16 protein-coding genes and 1 pseudogene are annotated in these 21,709 nt (G+C 53.9%); 5 read left to right on the top strand and 12 right to left on the bottom strand.

What is annotated here, in order from left to right:
- Positions 1 to 182 precede the first annotated feature (182 nt).
- Positions 183 to 1,604 (bottom strand): two-component system sensor histidine kinase CreC, encoded by a 1,422-nt coding sequence (gene creC, locus FHS09_RS07485; RefSeq protein ID WP_183458353.1) that lies wholly within the window; start codon positions 1,602 to 1,604, stop codon positions 183 to 185.
- Positions 1,601 to 2,275 carry a two-component system response regulator CreB gene (creB, locus tag FHS09_RS07480; RefSeq protein ID WP_183458351.1) on the bottom strand — a complete coding sequence of 225 codons (675 nt, stop codon included), beginning with the start codon at positions 2,273 to 2,275 and terminating at the stop codon, positions 1,601 to 1,603. Before creB ends, creC begins: the two co-directional genes overlap by 4 nt.
- A gap of 408 nt (positions 2,276 to 2,683) precedes the next feature.
- Here creB and fdhF point away from each other — a divergent pair, with 408 nt between their 5' ends.
- A complete protein-coding gene (gene fdhF / locus FHS09_RS07475) occupies positions 2,684 to 5,653 on the top strand; it encodes a formate dehydrogenase subunit alpha (RefSeq protein ID WP_183458349.1) in 2,970 nt (989 codons plus the stop codon).
- A complete protein-coding gene (locus FHS09_RS07470) occupies positions 5,653 to 6,147 on the top strand; it encodes a helical membrane plugin domain-containing protein (protein WP_183458347.1) in 495 nt (164 codons plus the stop codon). The genes fdhF and FHS09_RS07470 overlap by 1 nt, the downstream gene beginning before the upstream one ends.
- A gap of 258 nt (positions 6,148 to 6,405) precedes the next feature.
- Here the strand turns inward: FHS09_RS07470 and FHS09_RS07465 are convergent, their stop codons facing one another.
- The gene (locus tag FHS09_RS07465; protein ID WP_221191861.1) at positions 6,406 to 7,053 is read right to left on the bottom strand and encodes a DUF899 domain-containing protein; all 648 of its coding nucleotides are present in this window, start codon (positions 7,051 to 7,053) and stop codon (positions 6,406 to 6,408) included.
- 146 nt (positions 7,054 to 7,199) lie between these two features.
- Between FHS09_RS07465 and FHS09_RS23220 the strand changes: the two genes are divergently transcribed.
- Complete coding sequence (locus FHS09_RS23220) at positions 7,200 to 8,186, top strand: AraC family transcriptional regulator (protein WP_183458345.1); 987 nt, start codon at positions 7,200 to 7,202, stop codon at positions 8,184 to 8,186.
- Positions 8,187 to 8,327: 141 nt separating this feature from the next.
- Here FHS09_RS23220 and FHS09_RS07455 read toward each other — a convergent pair whose 3' ends face one another.
- The 4 genes from FHS09_RS07455 to FHS09_RS07440 form a co-directional block, all read right to left on the bottom strand.
- A complete protein-coding gene (locus FHS09_RS07455; protein WP_183458343.1) occupies positions 8,328 to 8,789 on the bottom strand; it encodes a hypothetical protein in 462 nt (153 codons plus the stop codon).
- A gap of 187 nt (positions 8,790 to 8,976) precedes the next feature.
- Complete coding sequence (locus tag FHS09_RS07450; RefSeq protein ID WP_183458341.1) at positions 8,977 to 9,417, bottom strand: pyrimidine dimer DNA glycosylase/endonuclease V; 441 nt, start codon at positions 9,415 to 9,417, stop codon at positions 8,977 to 8,979.
- 340 nt (positions 9,418 to 9,757) lie between these two features.
- Positions 9,758 to 12,316 (bottom strand): GDSL-type esterase/lipase family protein, encoded by a 2,559-nt coding sequence (locus tag FHS09_RS07445; protein WP_246394663.1) that lies wholly within the window; start codon positions 12,314 to 12,316, stop codon positions 9,758 to 9,760.
- A gap of 55 nt (positions 12,317 to 12,371) precedes the next feature.
- Positions 12,372 to 14,483 carry a cellulose binding domain-containing protein gene (locus FHS09_RS07440; protein WP_183458339.1) on the bottom strand — a complete coding sequence of 704 codons (2,112 nt, stop codon included), beginning with the start codon at positions 14,481 to 14,483 and terminating at the stop codon, positions 12,372 to 12,374.
- A gap of 862 nt (positions 14,484 to 15,345) precedes the next feature.
- Between FHS09_RS07440 and FHS09_RS22770 the strand changes: the two are divergent.
- Positions 15,346 to 15,588 (top strand): annotated as a pseudogene (locus FHS09_RS22770) (IS30 family transposase); the annotation flags it as partial.
- Here the strand turns inward: FHS09_RS22770 and FHS09_RS07430 are convergent.
- The 3 genes from FHS09_RS07430 to FHS09_RS07420 all read right to left on the bottom strand — a co-directional run bounded on the left by FHS09_RS07430 (position 15,559) and on the right by FHS09_RS07420 (position 17,559).
- On the bottom strand, positions 15,559 to 16,056 hold the full coding sequence (locus FHS09_RS07430; RefSeq protein ID WP_183458337.1) for a hypothetical protein: 498 nt from the start codon (positions 16,054 to 16,056) through the stop codon (positions 15,559 to 15,561). The pseudogene FHS09_RS22770 and the gene FHS09_RS07430 sit on opposite strands and share 30 nt — an antisense overlap.
- Before the next feature lie 87 nt (positions 16,057 to 16,143).
- Positions 16,144 to 16,524 carry a hypothetical protein gene (locus FHS09_RS07425; RefSeq protein WP_221191860.1) on the bottom strand — a complete coding sequence of 127 codons (381 nt, stop codon included), beginning with the start codon at positions 16,522 to 16,524 and terminating at the stop codon, positions 16,144 to 16,146.
- Positions 16,525 to 16,938: 414 nt separating this feature from the next.
- On the bottom strand, positions 16,939 to 17,559 hold the full coding sequence (locus FHS09_RS07420; protein WP_183458335.1) for a hypothetical protein: 621 nt from the start codon (positions 17,557 to 17,559) through the stop codon (positions 16,939 to 16,941).
- Between the two features lie 302 nt (positions 17,560 to 17,861).
- On the opposite strand from FHS09_RS07420, the gene FHS09_RS22765 reads away from it, so the two are divergent.
- A complete protein-coding gene (locus FHS09_RS22765) occupies positions 17,862 to 19,859 on the top strand; it encodes a hypothetical protein (RefSeq protein ID WP_246394662.1) in 1,998 nt (665 codons plus the stop codon).
- Positions 19,860 to 20,562: 703 nt separating this feature from the next.
- On the opposite strand, the gene FHS09_RS07410 is transcribed toward FHS09_RS22765, so the two are convergent.
- Complete coding sequence (locus tag FHS09_RS07410) at positions 20,563 to 21,000, bottom strand: hypothetical protein (RefSeq protein ID WP_183458333.1); 438 nt, start codon at positions 20,998 to 21,000, stop codon at positions 20,563 to 20,565.
- Positions 21,001 to 21,083: 83 nt separating this feature from the next.
- Entirely contained in the window at positions 21,084 to 21,551 is a 468-nt protein-coding gene (locus tag FHS09_RS07405; protein WP_183458331.1) for a helix-turn-helix domain-containing protein, read from the bottom strand.
- Positions 21,552 to 21,709: the final 158 nt, after the last annotated feature.

Genomic DNA, 21,709 nt, shown 5'->3' with positions numbered 1-21,709 from the left:
CCCCTAAATACGTCCCGCGAGGTCCCTCTCGCAGACAAAACGGCAGGACAGCCGTTTTGGACGCCGAAGGCGCCCGAAGGGCGAGGGCCATGGATGGCCCGAGTCACAGTCCCAGAAAGGCCCACCCCGCTCCAGCTTGTGCCACCGGCAGGCATCTCGAACTCCGAAACTTGAGTTGAATATTAACCCGCCGGCAGAACCAGACTGGCGCACACACCGTCACCGGTGTTTCTCACTGTCAGGTGCCCCCCATGGAGAGTGGCGATTTCCCGCACCATGGCCAGGCCCAGGCCGGAGCTTTTTTCCCGGCCCGGGGCGGGCAGGGAATAGAAGCGTTCACTGACCCGCGCCAGGGCGTAGTTGGGAATAGTCGGGCCCCGGTTGGTTACCGCCAGGCGTTGTTCCCCGCCGGCATCAGTGACGGTGACACTCAAGGTAGAGCCCGGTTCGGCAAAACGCAGGGCATTGTCGAGCAGGTTGAACAGGGCCAATTGCAGGGTTTCCGGTTCCACCCACAGGGTTTCCTCCTGCGGCCCCTGTACGCTGAGGTTTTTTTCAGCGAGCAGTGGATAGCGGCTTTGCTGCCAGTCCGCCAGCAGGGGGGCCAAGGCCAGCCGCCTGCGGGCGGGCAGGCTTTCCAGCTTTTCCAGCCGGGCCATGGCCAGCAGCCGGTCGAGCAGTTCACTCAGGCGCTGGCTTTCATGGATCACGTTATCGGTGAGGCGGTGCAGGGCAGGGTCCGTCACTTCCTCGGCGAGGATTTCCCCCGCACCACGAATCGCCGCCAGCGGGCTCTTCATTTCGTGGGTGAGCAGGCTGACGTTATCTTCCAGCCGCGCCCGCTCTTCCAGGCGACGGCGCATAGCGGTGACCGCTTCGGCCAGATCGCTGATTTCATCGCGGCCCCGCAAGCGCGGCGGCGCCGGTCGCTCGCCCTCCGCCACGGCCTGGGCATAGTGACGCAGCTGTTGCAGGCGACGGGTCAGCCACCAGGCCAGCAACATCCCCACCAGCAAACAGGCGCCCAGCACCAGCCCCCCATAAAGGGTCAGTTGTCGCTCCGCCCGGTCCACAAAGGGCTGGATGGAGCGCCCCGGTTTACCCAGGCTGACCACTCCGATCAGGCTTCCTTCATGTCGGATCGGGGCGGCCACGTACATCACCGAGGTGCCGGGATCACCCGGATCGGTGCGGGTGGTCCGCGCGCCGTAGCGGCCCTGCAGGGTCAGGTATACGTCGTTCCAGCGGGAAAAGTCCATGCCCTCGTCCCGCCCTCGGGAGTCGAACAACACCGTGCCGGTGGGGCCGGTGACATAGACGTGGGTATGGATGGCCGCCTTTTTCAGGCCCCAGATATCCGCATCCAGGTCGCGGCCGGCGTAACGGTTCAGGGCGGCGCGCAGCTCGGATGTGATCACCACCTGGCCTTGTCGGGTATCGCTGGCGATGATTTCTGCCAGCAGGTTGGCGGCATCCACCAGGGTTTCCTCGGCGGATTGGCGCACCAGCGGCTTGGCCTGGCCGAACACCAGATCCAGCACCAGCCAGCCCAACAGGCCGAGAATAAAAAAGTAGAACAGCAGCAACCGCCGGCCCAGTTTCATGGGGACTCCGTTTCCAGGTAGTAACCCAGGCCCCGGCGCGTGGCGATCAGGCTGTCACCACCCAGGGGGCGCAACTTGGCGCGCAGGGTTTTGATGTGGCTATCCACGCTGCGCTCGAAGCTGTCTTCGTCGTTGTCGCAGACATCCAGCAACTGCGCCCGGCTGAACACCTGCCCGGGACGCTGCACCAGCGCCGCCAGGATGCGGAACTCGGAGCGGGTCAATGCCAACGGCTGGCCGCGGAACAATATCCGCGCTCCGGTCTCGTCCAGCTCCCACGTTTTTTTGCCAGTGGGTGCTGACGGCGCGCCCTGCAGTCGCTTGAGAATGGCCCGGATCCGCGCCACCACCTCGCGGGGACTGAACGGCTTGGTGACATAGTCGTCACCGCCCAGTTCCAGCCCGAGAATGCGGTCCACCTCGTCCTGGCGCGCGGTCAGGAACAGCACCGGTACCTCGCTGAAACGGCGCAATTCCTTGAGCACCTCGAAGCCGTTCACATCCGGCAATCCCACATCCAGGACCACCAGCGAAAAATTCTCCTGTCGCAGGGCGGCCAGCGCCTGCTCGGCCAGTGTCACATGGGCGACTCCAAAGTGCTCGCGTTCCAGGGCAAACATCAAGGGCTCGGCGATACGGGGTTCGTCGTCTACGATCAGGATTTCAGGCACGGGCTGTATCTCGTCTGCAGGGGATAAAGCGCTGGTAGAGTGCGCCGCGCGCACCGGAAGGCTGAGAACCACCCGTACGGGTTTTCTCGTGTACTGCTCAAGCTTCCAAGGCTTTTTTATCCGGCGGTTTGGCTCGCCAATCAACTGGCGCACCACATTACGACGCCAGTCGGTGCCTGGCAAGATACGCGCAGCGTATCCTCCGGTCTTCGATGCCAGGAGACGCGCAATCCCGCTTGCGAAAGCACCGGGCGCCGCCCCGTGAAAGTCAGCTGTGTTGTTTGTAAAGGTTTCGGGCAGCGAACTAGAATCAAGCGATGCTCACATGATGGAGCCGTCAGTTTCAGAGGCCCGGCGTTACGACGCAGGGGGTCTGGATTGTCCGTCAGATCAAGGAAGACAAGTCTCATGCCCGAAAGTGGAATCTGCACCATTACCGTAGATGGCAAGCAACTGCTCGGAGTGCCAGGGCTGCCCCTCGTCGAGTTCCTCGCCGGCAATGGGATCGACCTGCCGCACATCTGCTACCACAAGACTCTCGGTGCCTTGCAAACCTGCGATACCTGCTGGGTCGAAGTGAACGGCGAGCTGCGTCGCGGTTGTACCCTTAAGGCTGAGGACGGTCTGGTGGTCGATTTGGACGGTGACAACGCGTCCAATGCCCGTCGAGAGGGGATCGACCGGATTGTGGCCCGCCACGAACTCTACTGTTCGGTGTGCGAGAACAATAATGGAGATTGCCGCGTCCACAACGTGGTCCGGCAAATGGATGTTCCCTACCAGCGTTATCCCTTTCGACCAAAACCCTACGCAATTGACGACAGCCATCCGATGTACCGTTATGACCCCGACCAGTGCATCCTCTGTGGCCGTTGTGTCGAGGCCTGCCAGAACGTGCAGGTCACCGAAACCCTCAGTATCGATTGGAAACGGGAAGATCCGAGGGTGCTCTGGGACGGTGGTGAGAAAGCCGGCGAGTCCAGCTGCGTGTCCTGTGGTCACTGCGTAACGGTTTGCCCCTGTAACGCGCTGATCGAGAAATCCATGCTCGGAGAAGCCGGGCCGCTGACCGCGATGCCCCGGTCGCTCAAGCGCCCCGCGATTGAATTTGTGAAGGAGATCGAGCATACCGTGGGATTCCACCCGATCTTTGCGTTGTCCGAGATGGACGAGGCCTGGCGCCAGTCCGAAATCAAGAAAACCAAGACTGTATGTACATTCTGTGGTGTGGGCTGCGCCTTCGAACTGTGGACCCGCGGGCGCAAGATTCTGAAAGTGCAGCCGGTGGAGGAGGCACCGGTGAACGGTATTTCCACTTGCATCAAAGGCAAATTCGGCTGGGATTTCGTCAACTCCGACGACCGCCTCACGACGCCCCTGATTCGGGAAAACGGTCGTTTCCGGGAGGCCGGGTGGGATGAGGCCTACGCCCTGATCGCCCGGCGTTTTACGGAGATCAGGGATCAGCATGGCCCCGATGCCATGATGTTCGTCGCTTCCAGCAAATGCACCAATGAAGAATCCTATCTGATGCAGAAGCTGGCGCGGGCCGTAATCGGTACCAACAATATCGACAACTGCTCCCGCTATTGTCAGGCCCCGGCCACTCAGGGACTCTGGCGGACCATGGGTTACGGTGGCGATGGCGGTTCGATTTCCGACCTGGAACAGGCGGAGGTGATCCTGTTTCTCGGCTCCAATACCGCCGAAAGCCATCCGGTCCTTGCCACCCGCCTTAAACAGGCCCATAAACACCGGGGCCAAAAACATATCGTCTTTGACCTGCGCCGCCATGAAATGGCGGAACGTGCCGATATTTTTCTGCGCCCCAAGCCCGGCACTGACCTGATCTGGTTGAGTGCCGTGAGCAAGTACATCCTCGACCATGGCCTGGAAGATGAAGCGTTTCTGAAAGAAAAGGTCAAACATCTCGAAGAGTACCGCAAGAGCCTGGAGCCGTTCACCATGGAATATGCGGAGGAGATGACCGGAATCGCCGCGAGCCGGTTGGAGGAGGTGGCGAGGACGCTTGCCGCTGCCGAGACTCTCTGCGCGGTCTGGGCCATGGGCGTCACCCAGCATGTCGCCGGTTCGGACACCTCCACCGCCATCGCCAACCTTCTGCTGGTGACGGGCAATTCCGCCCGTCGGGGGACCGGGGCCTATCCGATGCGGGGCCACAACAATGTTCAGGGGTGCAGTGATTTCGGGTCTATGCCCGATCGCTTCCCGGGTTATGAATTTGTCAGTGACGACGAGGTCAGGGCCCGCTACGAGGATAGTTGGGGTGTCAAGTTATCGACGAATTCGGGCTACAACAACCACACCCTGGTGGAGGGTATCCACGATGGCAAAATCAAGTCCCTGTACATCATGGGGGAGGAGATGGCCATCATGGATGCCGATGCCCACTATGTGCAGAGCGCATTCGACAAGCTTGAGTTTGTAGTCGTCCAGGATATTTTCTTCAGCCGCACCTGTGAGCATGCCGATGTGATCCTTCCCGCGGCCCCCAGTCTTGAAAAAGAAGGAACTTTCGTCAATACCGAAAGGCGCCTGCAGCGGCTCTATCAGGTGATGGAACCTCTCGGCAACAGCAAGCCGGACTGGCTGATCCAGACTGAAATAGCCCGGGCTCTGGGGGCCGACTGGGACTATCCGAGTCCCAGGGAAATCATGGAGGAGGCAGCCTCGCTGGCGCCCATGTTCGCCGGGGTGACCTACGAGAGATTGGAAGGCTACAAGTCGCTGCAATGGCCGATTGCCGCCGACGGCACAGATACGCCTCATCTGTACCTCGACGGCTTTGCCTTCCCCGACGGCAAGGCCAAGTTATATCCACTCGAGTTCACGCCTCCCAGTGAGCAGACCGATGAGGAGTTTGATCTCCATGTCAACAACGGCCGTCTGCTGGAAACCTTTCACGAAGGCAACCTGACCCACCGTTCCGCCGCCCTCCGCAGCCAGGTCCCGATGAATTTTGTCGAAGTTTCCCCGCAGTTGGCCCGGAAGCGCGGCATTCAAAGCGGCAGTCTGGTGAAGTTGATTTCACGGCATGGAGAAATCCAGGTCAGGGTATTGGTTACCGACCGGGTGGAGGGAAAGGAACTGTACATACCGGAAAATGCGACCGACAATATCCGAGCCATCAATTTATTAACCTCGGACGAGGCCGACAAAGACAGCGATACTCCCGCCTACAAGGAAATCGCAGCGAAAATGGAGGTATTGGAAGTGGACGGTGAATCGCCCCTTCCCCGGCAAAATTTCCGTTTCTGGAAGCCTACCCCCATCGAAGGGGTCCGTACCGAACTGAAGTGGCAGCGTCCGGATTATGTGCAGCCACCGAAACCTGCCCCTCACCCGGAGAAATTCTGATGGCCGAAGCAATTCATTACGAAGTTCCACCGCCCCGTGAGGGAAACACCGCCCGTCAGGAGCTGGATTGTTTGGTGGAGAATCTTCACGACCAGGGAATTCTGCGTTTTCTTAACGACTTTTTATCGACTTCACCCGAAGTTTCTCAGATCCTGATGAAAGGCCTGAACACGGAGGAAAGCCGTAATGCCGTGCAGAACCTGTTATTGATCGCTATCGCCCTGGGGCGGATTCCGCCAGAACGTTTTGCGGTATTGACCAGGGCCTTCACCGAGGGTCTGAACAAGATGGAAGAGGCCGCCGGTGACGGCAAAGCGCAGGATGCGCCCGGCCTGATGGGGTTCTACCGTCTGCTTCATGACCGCGATTTGTGGCAAGGGCTGCGCCCGATCATTGCCGGCGTAAAAGGCTTTTCGGGGCCTCTCCGCGAGCCCCCGGAAAAGCCGGTGATCAAGCGCCACGACGAGTCCGGCAATGGAAAAAAGCCTGCATGAATAATCAGTCCTGGCCCTCCATCATGAAATTGCGCTCCTGATCCCTCTTGCGTGCGCTTTACGTCGGTGGTTGAGGTGATTGTGTCGGCGGGGTGCCGACGCTCCCGTCGGTCTCCCCAAACGAATCGTCAGATGGAGATGCTCTTCGTTTGCGCCAGTAAATAACCGCCGTGGCGGCGCAGCTACTGCCTAAACCTCCGGCAAGTATCCAGGTCGTCAGCCCGGTCGCGGCACATAGCGGACACATCGTCAAGCTCCTCAATATTCATCGTGCTTGCGCCACCATTGGTAGGGTGGGGTTTGCGGAACCTCTTCCGGGCTGTCCTCCCAGAGTTCCTGGCGGCCCATTGGCGTGAGATCGAGATAAGAAAAATTGGAACCCAGGTATTCCGCGCCGCGCAGGGAGGTGTGATAGCTGCGGTAAATAGTGTCGTTATCGCGGATAAATACGCCTACACCAAACATTTCGCCGTTCTCGCGGGTCGCACCAAAATCCCTGTTGAAATCGCTACCCTCGGAGGAATACCACGGAAACTGCCAACCCATACGTTCCTTGAATGCGGCGAGCTTTGGATATGGGGCGAGGGAAACCAGAGCCAATGAGGTATCGCGCGCGTGGATATGGGCGATATGCCCCATGTTATCGACCATCATCGAGCAGCCGGTGCAGGGCGATTCGGCAAACATAAAATGGTAGACAATCAGCTGCTTGCGCCCTTCAAATAAGTCCAGCAAGCTGACTTTGCCCTCGGGGCCGGTAAAACTGTAAGTCTTGCTGATCTCTGTCATCGGCAAGCGGCGGCGTTCGGCGTTTAATGCATCCCGGAGCCGGGTGTGCTCCTTTTCCTTGATTCGAAAAGCATCCAGTGCGCTTTGCCATTCCTGTTCATTAACTATCCGGTTCATATCGATCTCCGTTTGTAGTGTTGGAGGGCAGTATGGTTCTTCGCGCCCTTGCGCGCGATGCGGTCAAATGACGTGGAGAGGGTGGTTTTGTGCCATATCCGCGCGTATGATCTTTCGAAGTGAAAGACACAGAGAGGCATGCGACGGTGAAGAATGTCTACATCCTGATTTATGAAGATGTTGTGCTCTCCTCGGCGGCAGCGCCCCTGGATATATTCATGCGCACCAACGACATCCTCACGCAGATGGGGCGGGCGGCGGCTTTTGAGATCTCCCTGGTTGCCCAGCAGGCCAGCGAGATTCAGCTCGGCAGTCCCGCGTCATTCGCTTGCCAGCGCAGCCTGGAAGAGGTGCCGCCAAGGTCCGATGGGCATAATCAGAACCTGATTCTCGTTCCCGCTTTCGGGGGCGAATGGGATCTGTTACGGAGAAAAAGCAGCGCGGCGATTGCATGGCTAAAACGGCACTATGAGGCGGGAACGGAAGTCGCGAGCTTGTGCAAGGGCAGCTACTTCCTGGCGGAGACCGGATTGCTCGAAGGTAAAGCCTGCACTTCGCACTGGGCCGTTATCGACGATATGCGCCAGCGCTTCCCGAAAGTGGATCTGCAACCGGATTCCGTACTCACCGATCAAAACGGTATCTATACCGGTGGCGGTGCATTTTCGTCGTTGAATTTGATTTTGTATCTCGTTGAGAAATTCTGCGGGCACGATGTGGGAGTGCAGGTCGCCAAGAACTTCTCCATCCATCGCGATCATATGAGCCAAGCGCATTTTTCCGTATTCAGTGGCCTGAACCGACACGGTGACAAGGCAATCCTGAATGCACAGCATTTTATTGAAGAACACTACGGAGAGGATATCAGCATCGAGCAGGTTGCCTCGCATGTGAATATGAGCAAACGCAATTTTATCCGCCGCTTCAAGCAGGCGGTTCAGGTTACGCCGATTGAATATATTCAGCGTGTGAAGATCGAAGCCGCCAAGAAAGCGCTGGAAAGCGGCAAGAAAAATATCCAGGCCTTGACCTACGAAGTTGGCTACAACGATAGTAAAACCTTTCGTAGCACTTTTAAACGCCTTACCGGAGTTACACCGCAGGACTATCGCAACAAGTACGGACGTTTGTAAGGGCTGTAGGGGAGGGCAGGTGAAGCCAGTGATCTATAAGTTGCGAGGTTGAAATACAAAATCCTGTGGAATTTATAGCCCGCACATAGCGGGCATAGTGCTCAAGAATCTCTCAACAACGACTTCGTCACTCCGAAGTGATCATCGCTTCGAGGGCAGAGAGGCGCCAGGCCGGGCCTCGAACTTCGGCACGGTTTGGTTTTCCAGCCGCTCGCCTTGCTTATCCCATACCACGATCTCCACCGGGAACGCCTCGCTCCGGGTCATGGCATCGACCTTGGCGATGATCATCTCGCCGGCGCCGTCCACTTTCGGGTTCCACACGAACACACCGACATTGCCGTACCACACCGCGGGCACATCGGCCTCCAGGCGCAGGTCGGGACAGATCACATAGCCTCGGTCCTCCAATACACGCAGAGCGCCCACCGGCGCGGCCTTGATCACCGGGGGCGTATTTTCTTTGCTGTACGCAGGGCAGATCCGGGCTGCGCGCTTGATGGCGTATTCGTACACTTCGCGGTCCGATTGCGCCAGAGCGGTGGCACTCAGGCCCAAAGCCAGCGCGGCGACGCCGAAGATGATCTTGAGGATATGGGGCATGGGGTTGACTCCTGTTCCATAGAGATTAAGACGTGGCCAAGGATAGCGGTTCTTGGAGAGAGATTTTTTAGACGGCCACTGGACGGCCGTTCATGGAATACCGACGGTATCGCAGATATGGTGTGACTCCGTTGTGTTTTGCCGGGGCGCTGAAACAGAAGGGCTAGTGCCTGATTGGACGGCCAGATTAGGCGATGCCATGTTTACGTTCCCATGGCTCAACGTCTCCCGGGTACACTTCCATCAGCGGGTGGGCTTCGGGGAATTCCGTCTTACGCCACATTTGGAACGTCTCGGGGCTTCGGGTGCGAAGCTTCTCCATTAGATGATTCCATTCGTACTCCAGTTGTCCGGATGTAACCGGAAGGGTGAGGTGCTTGCGAACGATCCGGAACTTGCTCCTATCGAAATGATAGCCGCGCGCCATCGCCTCTGAACAAATCCCGCTCAAATAGAGCGACATTGCTGTGAGTGGTGCACGGTGGTTTCTGAATCGGTCGAGTTGCGGGTGGTTGCGATATCCCCGAGTTTCGCCTCTGAGAACGGCTTGTGCCAAGAGGGCTTCCCGCCACAGCGCTACCAGTCCCTGGCGGTCCAGATATTTCGGGTGCAATGACCACAGTCGCATAGCGGTTAGCTGTTGGTCTCATCCATGGCTCCCGAACGCAGCGAGTAGGAACTCGAATGGAAGCGTTGGTTGGGGTACTTGTTCGGATTGCTGTTCATATGGAACCTCAACAAGGTTTCTTCATATAGCTCGGGGGCTGAGCCACATCCCGTAGATCCGCTGTCTCCCGAGCTGTTCGTTGTACTCCTGCCGCTGCCAATCTTGAAGCCGGAACGGTTTTCGTCCGCCGGCATGCCATGCCGCCGGACGTCCATGCAGCAGTTTTGGCAATCGTTTGGGAAAATAACTCCGCTCCCATTTCAAAAGCATAAACAGCGGTAGCTGCTTATGCTCCTGATGTTTACTTGCGATAGCTGTCCAAAACCATGCCCGCTTCGCCAATGCCATCTGCGACAAAGCGCGCGAGATTACGTGCCCCATTCTCCTGGAAATGTGTGCCGTCGATCGAGCCGTCAGCACGCACAAAAAAGAAGTCCTCTGGCGTCGGTGACGGACAAATCGCCGTTAAGTGGTCCACTGTTTTTCGATTCAAATCGATCAGGGGTATACCTTCGGCAGATGCAAGCTCCCGCATTGCTTGCGCCCACCGGCCGGTGCCGTTTCCACCAGTACAATACGCGGAATTTCTGGGTGTTGGCGTAACGAAGCCCAGATTGATTCCTCGCGCACGGGCACCGCTTATGTATTGCGACAAGTAGGATTTAAAATCGGTATCCGGATCCAAATAGTAGGGAATAGTTTGTCCATTGATGGTATAGGTTGCGGTTCTGTGGCCGTCATTGGTGCCAAACTGTACCAGCAAATAATCGCCTGCATTGGCCTCTGCCCAAATGGCATCGAGGCGTCCCTCGTCAATAAAACGACGTGCGGTACGCCCTCCAACTGCGTGGTTATAAACATTGACATTGGCGTTATACTGCTCCGGCAACATTTGACCCCAGCCTGCCATATCATTAGGGCTTGAGGTGTCGGTATAACTTGAAACGATGGAATCACCTGCCAGGAAAACATTTACCGGGGTTGAGGTATCAACTTTCAGGTGTTGGGCCAAAGGAATATTCAGGTCGCGGAGACCTTGCACCACGAGACCAGCAATATCATAGGCTCCACTTGTGTCGAAATGGGTATGGTCGTTACAGAAGAACGCGCCGACCGCTCCGCCAGTGCTTTCCGATACATCACCACCACCCGGAATCGGGCAGAAACCCCGCTCGTTATACAGCTGAATACTGCGTTGGTGTAGATCGATGACGGGTACACCAAGACTTGCACCTAAATTAATGGTTTCTGATAAAAATCCGCGTGTTGCCACAGCGGTACTGCCAGAACAACGGATCGCTGATACAGGTGTGATAAATATCGGCGTTGCGCCTCTTGCTCGAGCCGCTTCGGCCATCATTTGATAAGCCTCCATGAAGGCATTGGAACCGACGTGTCGCGGACAGGTGCTGGAACCATCATTAATACCAAACTGAATGAATAAATAGTCACCGTTTTTCATGCCGGACAGCGTGGTTTGCCAGCGGTTTTGCAAGATCGGATTCCCACTGGAGTCGGTATTTAAAATACACTCCCCATCACTGCCAAAACTGGATTGCACGTCGTAAAGCCAGGTGCGAACACTACGCCCACCGACTGCCAGGTTTTGCACGCTGACATTGCCGTTAAAGTAACTTGCAAAGTCGCGGCCCCACCCGTGTGGACAGGATGACCCACCATTCGTCACGGTAGAGTCGCCAGCCATCCAGAGGGTAATGGCGTCGCTGCTTCCACACTCATTGGCACTGATGCCGCTGTTCCCGGTGATGCTCAAGGAGTCAATATTACCCAGACCATCGGCAGTGGTGGCTTGCAGGCGGATCGTGTGCGTGCCCTGCTCAAGCCACAGTTCAATCGTCTCGCTGTTCGCCCAGGTTGTCCAGCCATTGGTCACCGCAAACGCCACACCGTAAAACTGCGTCTGGCCGTCAATCAGTACATCGCCAGGGCGTCCATTTGCGCCGCCATTGGCATAGCGCCACTGCAAACTGTAGGTGCCCGCCTGGCTGACCTCGATTTGCCAGTTGACCCCAGTGCCTGTGGCGTTGTCGGTGTTGGCAAAACCCGTGCCGGTAAAGCCGTCATTGTTATTGTCGACCGAGCCGTCAACACGGCAGAAGCCGGTGGTGTTTTCCTCAATGACGATTTCCGTAGCCTGGCTGCTCTCGACTGTCAGCGAAAAGTCTTGCGTGCTTTGAGCGCCGCAGCTGTTGGTGTAGGTCGCCGTCGCGGTGCAGGAAGAGTTGGGGGATACCGTCTGCTCCCGCGAAGAACCTGAGGTGCCGCAGCCGTTCCAACTCCAGGAGCCCGAAGTCGGATGCGGGCCGAGCTCCACGGTGCTGCCGGCTGAGAGGGTCAAACTGGAGGTTTCTTGCCAGTTGCCGCCATCCACACTCGCGTAAGGTGTTATCGCCGTTGGAGCGCATCCGCCGCTTGAGGATGAACTGCTTGACGAGGAGCTGGAACTAGACGAACTGGAACTCGACGAACTGGAATCCGTTCCCCCGTCACCCCTTACCGTCACGCTCGCCGCCGGTACGTTGCCCGGTGTCGCGGTGAATCCAAAGGAAGTCGAACCACCCGGTGCGATCTCGGCGTTCCAGCCTGCCGCCCCAATCGCAAAGTGTTCACCGTCGCTGGATTGCACCTCGCCGTTCCAGATGCTGCCGATTTCAACGGGCATGTCGAACTCGGCCGTCCAGTTCGATAGCGTGGTGGTGCCATCGTTGGTAACAGTGACCTCGGCCTGAAAACCCGAGCCCCAATCGTTGGTGATGGTCATGGAACCCTGGGCACCGTATACCGTCTGCCACGCAAGGCATAGAAGTACTGCAGCCAAGCTGCGCTTGATGTTTATCATGATAAACTCTCCACTAGTGGGCCATGTGCCCGGTTCGCTTTCGCCTAAGTTCACGTTATGGATTGCGCAAGTAATCAGTAATGCCAATATTTTGTTGGCGAACTTCACTAACGATCATTTGCGAAAACAGTTCCGCTCCCATTTCATTAGAGTGAGTCCTATCGTTATCGACAAAATAGGCCTGTGCCGCGGAGCGGCCGATACGTTCCGCCCATTCACTGGAAAGCTTCATCAGGTCGATCAAGGGGACGTTTTGTGCGTTTGCCACGCCGATAAGTTCGTTGCGGATGTTCAGGTCACCCCAGATATGCTGCGCGGATAATGGGTCGCCAGTGTTGCGTATCATCGGGGTTATCAGTATCGGATTTGCGCCTTTGCTGCGAATGGCGGTCACCATATTCGTGATCCTCGACCGATAGAGCGATGCGGAAGTGGTTTTATCGTTATGGCCCAGTTGGATCATCACCCAATCACCGGATTTCAACCGGGCATTAATCCTGTTCCACAAGCCGCCCCCGTCGGTCCTGAATGCCGCGGTGCCTTCACCGGAATCCGCGTAATTGGAAATGGATATGTCATTTCCAAAATAAGCCGGGATAAACTGGCCCCATCCGGTATATCGGGATTCGGCCGGCGCCCACAGTTGGGGTAGCTGATCGGCGACGGTCGAATCCCCGGCAATAAATAACGTTCTCGGGCTGGTCACCGGGCTGGCGCTTAATGCAGTCAAGGCTCCGGTACCCTTGGTAATGCGCAGATTCAATCCCGATGTACCATGGTCCGACTGGTAGGGTTCGCCTTCTGGATCACGGACATCCACCAGAAAATCCACGCAACGGTCGGCGGAAGCGCTTTGTTGGGGGGAAGTAAACATTCGCCGCCTGGATTCGGCGAAGACTTCGAGGTCACCACTGTATCCGGCATCAAACCTCATGGCCACACGGTAGCTGCCTACACCGCCGCCCAGGAGGCATACAGCCGGATCGCCGCTGCAGGATAACAGCGAATCACCATCTCCATTCATATCGCTACATGAATCCGGGACAGCATTACACGCCCCGGGATTTAAGCCACTACCGACAATCGACAGGGAATCGACGTTGGGCAAACCATCCGCGGTTTGCGGCACCAGACGTATGGTGTTCTCACCTACCTGCAGCTCAACGGTAATGCTTTCATTGGCCCAGCTTGTCCACGAATCGGTTGAATTAAAATTGACGGTGCCTGCTACGGAACCATTTACCTCGATGCTGGCCGGGCGATTACTGGCAGACGCAAATCGAACATCCAACGTCGCGCTGGTCGCGTGGTCCGCATCCACACTGTAATCCACGCTCGCACCGAGTGAATTGTCGGCATTGGCAAATCCACTGCCGGTAAAACCGGCATGGTTGTTGTCTATCGTGCCGTCCACACCGCAGAAGCCGGTAGTATTTTCCTCTATTAGGGTTTCCGTGCTTCCGCCGCTCTCCACTGTCACGGGGAAATTCAGAGTGCTTTGGGCGCCACAGCTGTTGATATAGGTTGCCGTCGCCGTGCACGAGGAGACCAGGGACACAGTTTGCTCCCGCAGGGAACCGGACGTGCCGCAGCCGCTCCAGCTCCAGGAGCCGGAAACCGGGTGAGGACCGAATTGCAAGGTACTGCCGGCGGAGATGGTAACCTCGGCAGTCTGCTGCCAATCGCCGCCGTCCACACGGAGATATGGTGTGATCGCCGTCGGGGTACACCCGCCGCTCGACGAACTACCGCTGGAAGTGGACGACGAACTGGAAGACGTGCTGCTCGATGATGAATTGGAGCCGGCTCCACCGTCGCCGCTGACGGTTACACTTGCTGCCGAGAGGTTGCCCGGTGTCGCGGTGAACCCAAAGATAGTGGAATCGCCCGGCGCGATGTCGGCATTCCAGCCCGTTGGCCCAATCACGAAGTGTCCGCCGCTGCTGGATTGCAGCTCGCCGTTCCAGATGCTGCCGATTTCAACGGCCATGTCGAACTCGGCTGTCCAGTTGGATAGGGTGGTAGTACCGTCGTTGGTGACGGTCACCTCGGCCTGGAATCCCGAGCCCCAGTCATTGACGATTGTCATGGAACCCTGCGCAGCGAAAGCCGGTGAAAATACGAGGTACAACAGTACCGGCAACAGGTATGTTTTTGTGCTGGTCATTTGATAATCCCTCGCTTCAGAGCGGCTCGAGCAGTGTGCAGAGGCACCTTCTGAACCCGCCGTAACTTGTTAACTTCCGTATTGATACTGCGGCCGTTGTCTCCGCATGGAGGCGCGTTGGCCGATAAATGCCTCTGAAAAACACCGCGCTGGGGTCCGGCAGTACCCGGCATCCCAATCCACTACTCTTACGTTCTGGTGGCCGCGTTCAATCAACCGCCGCCACCATTCGCTACCCTGTAAAACCGTTTCCAGGAAATCCTCTTTTAGATTTCTCTGTCAGCGCCTTAGCCACCCAGTGAGGTCCGGAACAGGACCGCTTGCAGCACAGAGATAATGCCCGTAAGACACAGGTGAGAGGGGAAAAAGAAAAGCAAGATGGGAAATAGTGATCGCTGAATTGTGACGGATATCACTTTCCGAGTGCGGCTGTGAAATGTGGATATTTGGCAGCAGTTCCATCCTGCGGAGGCCGCCACCTGACTTCTCTGTCATCGCTCTCAATCATCTCTTTTTATATTCTCACCCTGGAGGTAGGGCAAAGCTGTTATTTATAATATAAATTGAATGGTATTGTCTGCGATAGGGGCATAATGCTGTCGTCCAACTTTGATCCGGAACAAATATTTTTACCAGGTTTAGAGGCAGATGACACAATCTTTTACTTATTGGAGCTGACTGCGGGGCAAAGCTTACCTTCAGACCGGGGAAGAACCGCGCAGGTGTCGCAAGATTCATTGTTTCGGGGCGCCAGTGGAAAAATCAAGTCATCGCCTGGGGGGCACAGAGGTAGGAACCGAATGGCACTACGCTAAGTGATCTTATTGCTATCCTTTACATTGATCAGTCGAAATCCATTGGCCTTCAAAACATTACTGTTGACAACGGCGCCGAGTTTCATCAGTACAAAGTTATTGAGTCTCATTTCTCTGTTAAGTTTTACTTCGCCAACCCCTACCACTCATGGGAGCGAGGAAGCAATGAAAACGCTAATGGCTTGATCCGTCTGTACATCCTAAAGGGCGATTCGATGGAAAATCTAACCCAGAAGCAGTGCGACCATATCATTTATTCGTTAGATTTTATCAGCCTCGAACGTTGTTAATTCTGCAGCGAATATGCATTCCTTTTTACTATACAACCAGTAAGAAAGTCCGACACTAAGCATTGTCAACAAAGAACCACCAATTACTGTTAAATATAACGGTTTCTGATTACAGTTTTCGCCACCGCAACCGCCATATAGGAGAATAAAGGCGGTAGCAAGACAAGAAAAAGTGTGCACCATCAAGACAGACATGAAAAAATCTTTCTGAAGCCTAATTTTCTCATGGATTATATTAAAAAATGTAAATGCGACCGGCCATAGAACGGTCATTATCAATGCAGGAATTTCCTTCTCGAATACAAATTCGATTATACGCTGTGATTGCTGGCCATTAAAAATGTAATAGATGTCACCCAAAAGCAAGTACGATACATTTCGAAATAATAAGATCATAGCCAATATTATAAGAATAACTCGAAGATAGATTGGCTTTAAAATAGTTTTCAAAATCGCTTCAATATCCATGCTTGATCTCCTTGATTAAAATCTAACACCTCAAACACCGAACGCAGCTTAGCTGCGTCCGAGTGATTTGACTTGTTGCATGATACACTATGCAGTCACTAACTCTGATTCAGGGGCATCTTTTGCCATATCAAAGTTCCACTCTTTTCGAGCGGCATTGATAATTACACCAATTACAAATCGAATTGCTACATACTCTGCTGATTCTGGAATGTAAGGAATGTCGATTTTTTCATTAGCAAGGATCGAAAGCCTATTGATTAGTCGTGTAGCTTCACTTTCATCGATTCTCTTATCCAAACTTCTGGCTAAATCATAAATTTCGTTAGGAATATTGTCGTAGAGAAATGTGTCTACCTTTAATACGACTTTGATTAGAATTTTTTCTTCTGTAGTTTCTCCAATAAGAGGGGCATTTACTTTGTCATTTAGTCGAATAGCTAATTCTCTTATTTCTTCCTCTGTCATTTTTTGCCGCTTTTCAGGTGGCGCGAAGTAATCGTCTAGAAGTTGTTTGAATTGAGTTTCAGTTAGTTCGTTTATTGTTGCGATAATATATTCCTTTGGTAGGTTGGTTGAAAAATCATAACGAGGCTATAGAAAAACTCCGGCCTTTTGTTCTGGTTATATTTCGTCCAGAAGATCGCGCTCCTACGTAAATTTTGGACCTGTTTTGTATGGCAAAAAGCATTTCAGAGCGCTCTCCGCAAGAAAAATTTTCCACTTCAAGAAGTGCTCGAGTTTTTCTACAGCCTGAACGCCCGGCTCACCAGCGCCCGAACCGGAGCGGTTTTTGTGTTAAAGTGTAGAACAGCGAAACCACAAAAACCGCGTAGGTTTGAGCGTCTGCGTGGAGCCGTTTGTTAGCTGATTATATTGAGCTCAAAATGGAGTAACCGATTTTACTGTGCAGCTCTGCCCATAATTAGATATCCCTATCACTTGTTTGCAAAACCTCCAAGATCCGGTTGTAATATCTCTAATGCCTACAATAGTTGTGCAATCTCTGGATCTAGAGTTTTGATATTTAATTTTTTGTAAGCCCAAAATTCTCGAAGCAGAACACTGTTGAATAGCTTTCTGCGCTAGAGCTGACTTCTGAGGGTCATTTAAATACTGATTGATAATCCCTCCAATAGTAGCTGCATTCGAGTGACTAACTCTAGGAGATGTACGACTATGAGTCGCAGCAAAGGTGCAACCATCCATATTTGCGGTAAACATAAAATTAGCGTCTGATCCTAACTGTAGTGAAGTTGCAAAATCTGGTTTATATGGTAGCCAATAGGCTTTCAGTTTTTCAGTGTCCGACGTACTTTTTAATTCGCAGGGAGTGTTGTCTATCACTGACTCAACTGAATTGGATGTGTAATCGCTGGTATTAATATCGAAATGTACAGTCTGTGTATCAAAAGTCGCGTCAGGAAAGATTGAAATCAACAGGGGATGAAACTGAAGAAAATTCAACGGATGATTTCTAAAAGTTTGTGTCATATTCGGCATAATTTATTCCTTTTAATCGCATTCAAACAGAACAGTTAGCTAACATTTATAATATATAGTGATCGCAGAGGCCAATATCTCTTGCCTCATATCTCAATTGGTAATTTTAGGCAAGAATGCTTCGGAAGCCCCATCCCGTCAAGCCTGAAGGTTAAGTGGTACGTTTGTTCACTTTTGTGAATGCCCAGCTCTAGGGCATCCACCAAGTAAAAAGCTTTTCGCGCCACCTCTATTGCATCGTATCGCCATTTGCACAAAGTGCTGGTTATACATACAGCTCCATGAGCCAGAAGAACATGACTGTGCCACGCAAAGATCTTATCTGCCTAGACATCACACCCTACTACCACTGTGTCTCCCGCTATGTGCGCCGTGCCTTCCTGTGTGGGCGGGGGGAGCGTACAAGACAGAGCTTCGAGCATCGCCGCCAGTGGATTGAGGACCGGTTGCTGGCACTGGCCCAGGTGTTCGCCCTGGATGTCTGTGGATATGCGGTGATGAGCAACCACTACCATGTTGTGCTGCATGTCGATCGACAGCGGGCAGCAGGCTGGGATTTGCGCGAGCTGACTGAGCGCTGGCACCAGCTGTGCAAGGGTTCTGCGCTCTCCCAACGCTTTGTTCGCGATGAAGCCCTGGATTCCGCAGAATTAGCCCAGCTTGCGGAAGTTGCGGAGACCTGGTGCTCGAGGCTTGCGGATGTCAGCTGGTTTATGCGTATGCTGAACGAGTCCATCGCCCGGGAGGCCAACCGGGAGGACCAGTGCACCGGCCGTTTCTGGGAAGGCCGCTTCAAGTCCCAGGCGTTGCTGGACGAGCGGGCGCTGGTGGCTTGTCTGGCCTACGTGGACCTGAACCCGATTCGTGCGCAAATGGCGGAGACTCCGGAAGAATCCGCGCATACCTCGGTCAAGCGGCGCATCACAGCCGCCAAGCAAGGTGAGCAACCGCAGTCACTCTTCCCTTTCGCCGGTAATCCGCGAGAGCCCATGCCCGCGGGCATTTCCCTGCGGCTCGAGGACTACCTGGCGCTGGTAGACTGGACCGGACACGCTCTTCGCGAGGACAAACGTGGAACCAGAACTCAAGAAGCAGAACTCAAGCAGAACTCAAGAACTCAAGGAAAGAACTCAAGGACACCCACAAAAGGAACTCAAGGAGGAACTCAAGAGGGGAACTCAAGAGGGGAACTCAAGAGGGAACTCAAGGACACCCACAAAACAAAAAGACTTTCGCGCCACTGCTATTGCATCGTATCGTCATTTGCGCAAAATACTGGTTATGCATCCAGTTCAGCGAGCCAGCAGAACATGACCATGCCACGCAAAGCTCTTATCTGCCCAGACACCACACCCTACTACCACTGTGTCTCCCGCTGTGTGCGACGTGCCTTCCTGTGTGGCCGGGATGAGCGTACAGGACAGAGCTTCGAGCATCGCCGCCAGTGGATTGAGGACCGGTTGCTGGCACTGGCCCAGGTGTTCGCCCTGGATGTCTGTGGATATGCGGTGATGAGCAACCACTACCATGTTGTGCTGCATATCGATCGACAGCGGGCAGCAGGCTGGGATTTGCGCGAGCTGACTGAGCGCTGGCACCAGCTGTGTAAGGGTTCTGCGCTCTCCCAACGCTTTGTTCGCGGTGAAGCTCTGGATTCCGCAGAGCTGGCCCGGCTTGCGGAAGTTGCGGAGACCTGGCGCTCGAGGCTTGCGGATGTCAGCTGGTTTATGCGCATGCGGAATGAATCCATCGCCCGGGAGGCCAACCGGGAGGACCAGTGCACCGGCCGTTTCTGGGAAGGCCGCTTCAAGTCCCAGGCGTTGCTGGACGAGCGGGCGCTGGTGGCTTGTCTGGCCTATGTGGACCTGAACCCGATTCGTGCGCAAATGGCGGAAACTCCGGAAGAATCCGCGCATACCTCGGTCAAGCGGCGCATCGCAGCCGCCAAGCAAGGTGAGCAACCCCTGTCACTCTTCCCCTTCGCCGGTAATCCGCGAGAGCCCATGCCCGCGGGCATTCCCCTGCGGCTCGAGGACTACCTGACGCTGGTGGACTGGACCGGACGCGCTCTTCGCGAAGACAAACGTGGAGCCATTTCCGACCGTCTACCGCCCATCCTGGAGCGGTTGAAAATCGACCCGAGAAACTGGCTCTACCTGAGCCGGAATTTCGAAAGCCGCTTTAGGTCTCTGGTTGGCTCCGCCCAATCGATACGCACCGCCTGCGAACAGCTCGGTAAACGCTGGGCGCAGGGAGTTCGCGAGTGTGAGCGATTTTTCTCTCCGTCGCCCACGTCCTGATTCTTTGCCTTCCTCTTAAAAAGTACCGTCGCAGCTCAACTGCGGGGAGCTTTGACCTGAAGCGGCTGATTGGGGCTCGCTTCAACCCTATATTGCCAATAACCGTTCTGCTAACGTTCGAAAGATTTTTCAATACTAAACATCATCGGAATACCTTCCGATTTTTCTATTTATGGCTGTCCTTTTTTAGCCGGTCCTTTTTTAGCCGTCTCGAAATCAAAACCCCAGTCTTTCATTAGTGCTGAATTGAGTTTCTGTATAATTGGACTATCTTCTGCTATCAATATCTTCATGCTAATGCTTGGAATAAATAATTGTTACTCTTTCACGGGAGATTCGGTGTTCTAACGGTCGCCATCACACGCAGCGGAAGAAGCGGAGAGGCTATACCTATGTTGCGTAAATTTCCCTCATTTAGTTACCAATAACACTATAAGTACAGGGGTTTCATTTAGGCGCTGTCGAAGAACTTCACCGACGGTGAACTCTTGCGACAGGATAAGTTGATTTTTTCATAAAAATTTATCCAAAGATAAGAAATCGTTCTCTATTTCCGGTAAAATTGGAGGTGCAAACCAATGACCAATGACCAATGACCGCAAACGGAGACCGCTTGCCGTGAAGGGACGAAGTTACTTTCATTTATCCTCGCGGAATAATGTTGCCATAACCAGCGTAAAGGGCATCCAAGCCTGGTTATGTTCTATTTGATTCGCTGAATATCGGCAGTAGTTCCTTCCACTTTTATCTTATACCCGCCACCTGCGTTATAGATGAAAACGTCCGGTCGATATGAATAGGTATAATCGTACTGATAGGTGGATTGTTGCCAAACTTGGCCATTTGTTAGCGCGTATACTGTCTCGCCGTTCCAACCGTTGAATTCACCATCTATTTGTGACTCGATTACATTTGAGATAGGGTGAATAAGTACGATTTCTCGCTGACCAACGATCTGTAAATAGAACTTTCCATTTGCTTGTAAGATCTTGACCTTCGGGCAGTAAGCGTAGTAGTACCAATATTTGTATTGGCCTTGAATCCAATATGATCCATCCATGAGTTTGAACAGAACCTCATCATCAAAACCTTCGAAATCCCCATCAATCTGCGTGGTTTTGACTATTTCATAGTTGCTCATACTTACTCCCTTAAGAGACATAATATCGCTAGCAGACGACCATTTGGGACATGGCAGAAAACGGGCCGTGGTGCCTAGCTTAGTTAGGTATTGATGATATTGTGAGATATTAAATATTCAATCCCTTTCTCTGTAACTCCGAAACGCCCCAAAACATCCTTATCAATTAGGCCATCTCCTTGCGCTGTTAATAAATACCTATCGAGTGTCAACCTATGCATGCCTGTTTGGGCTACAATCGATCTTAAAAATATTCTTTCGTCGGGATTTCTTTCAAATGCCTTCGCTATGGCCTGCATAACTTCCTTTACGCCGTCAGCCACTCTGTCAGGCTTAGCCCCTTGAAATGGTTTAAAGGGATTTTCTCCGATAGGAGGTTTTTCAAATAGCGGCGAATCGAGAAGTGTTCTCAGTAGCTCATCAAGGCTATATTCAACATCTTCGTCTTTAGAGAAATCTATGTAAAGTTTTGAACTAAGAAATGTTGGGAGCTTTATTTCTGAATTCTCTCTTATTATTGGTATAATTTTATTGTTATCTATCTGTTTCATTAGTGAGGACGTCATAATCATCTTTTCATAGCCGACACCGCCCTCTCCAGCATTGGCTTTATTAACCCAATCATTGCATAAATTTTGACACTTCCGCGACTAGGCCGCAGATTTCATGGCATCGAGATAATGCAACAACTCCGATTTGACAGCACTGT

The sequence above is a fragment of the Microbulbifer rhizosphaerae genome, assembly GCF_014191725.1.
Classification (GTDB): Bacteria; Pseudomonadota; Gammaproteobacteria; order Pseudomonadales; family Cellvibrionaceae; genus Microbulbifer; species Microbulbifer rhizosphaerae.
This window is presented reverse-complemented; position numbering and strand designations above follow the sequence as displayed.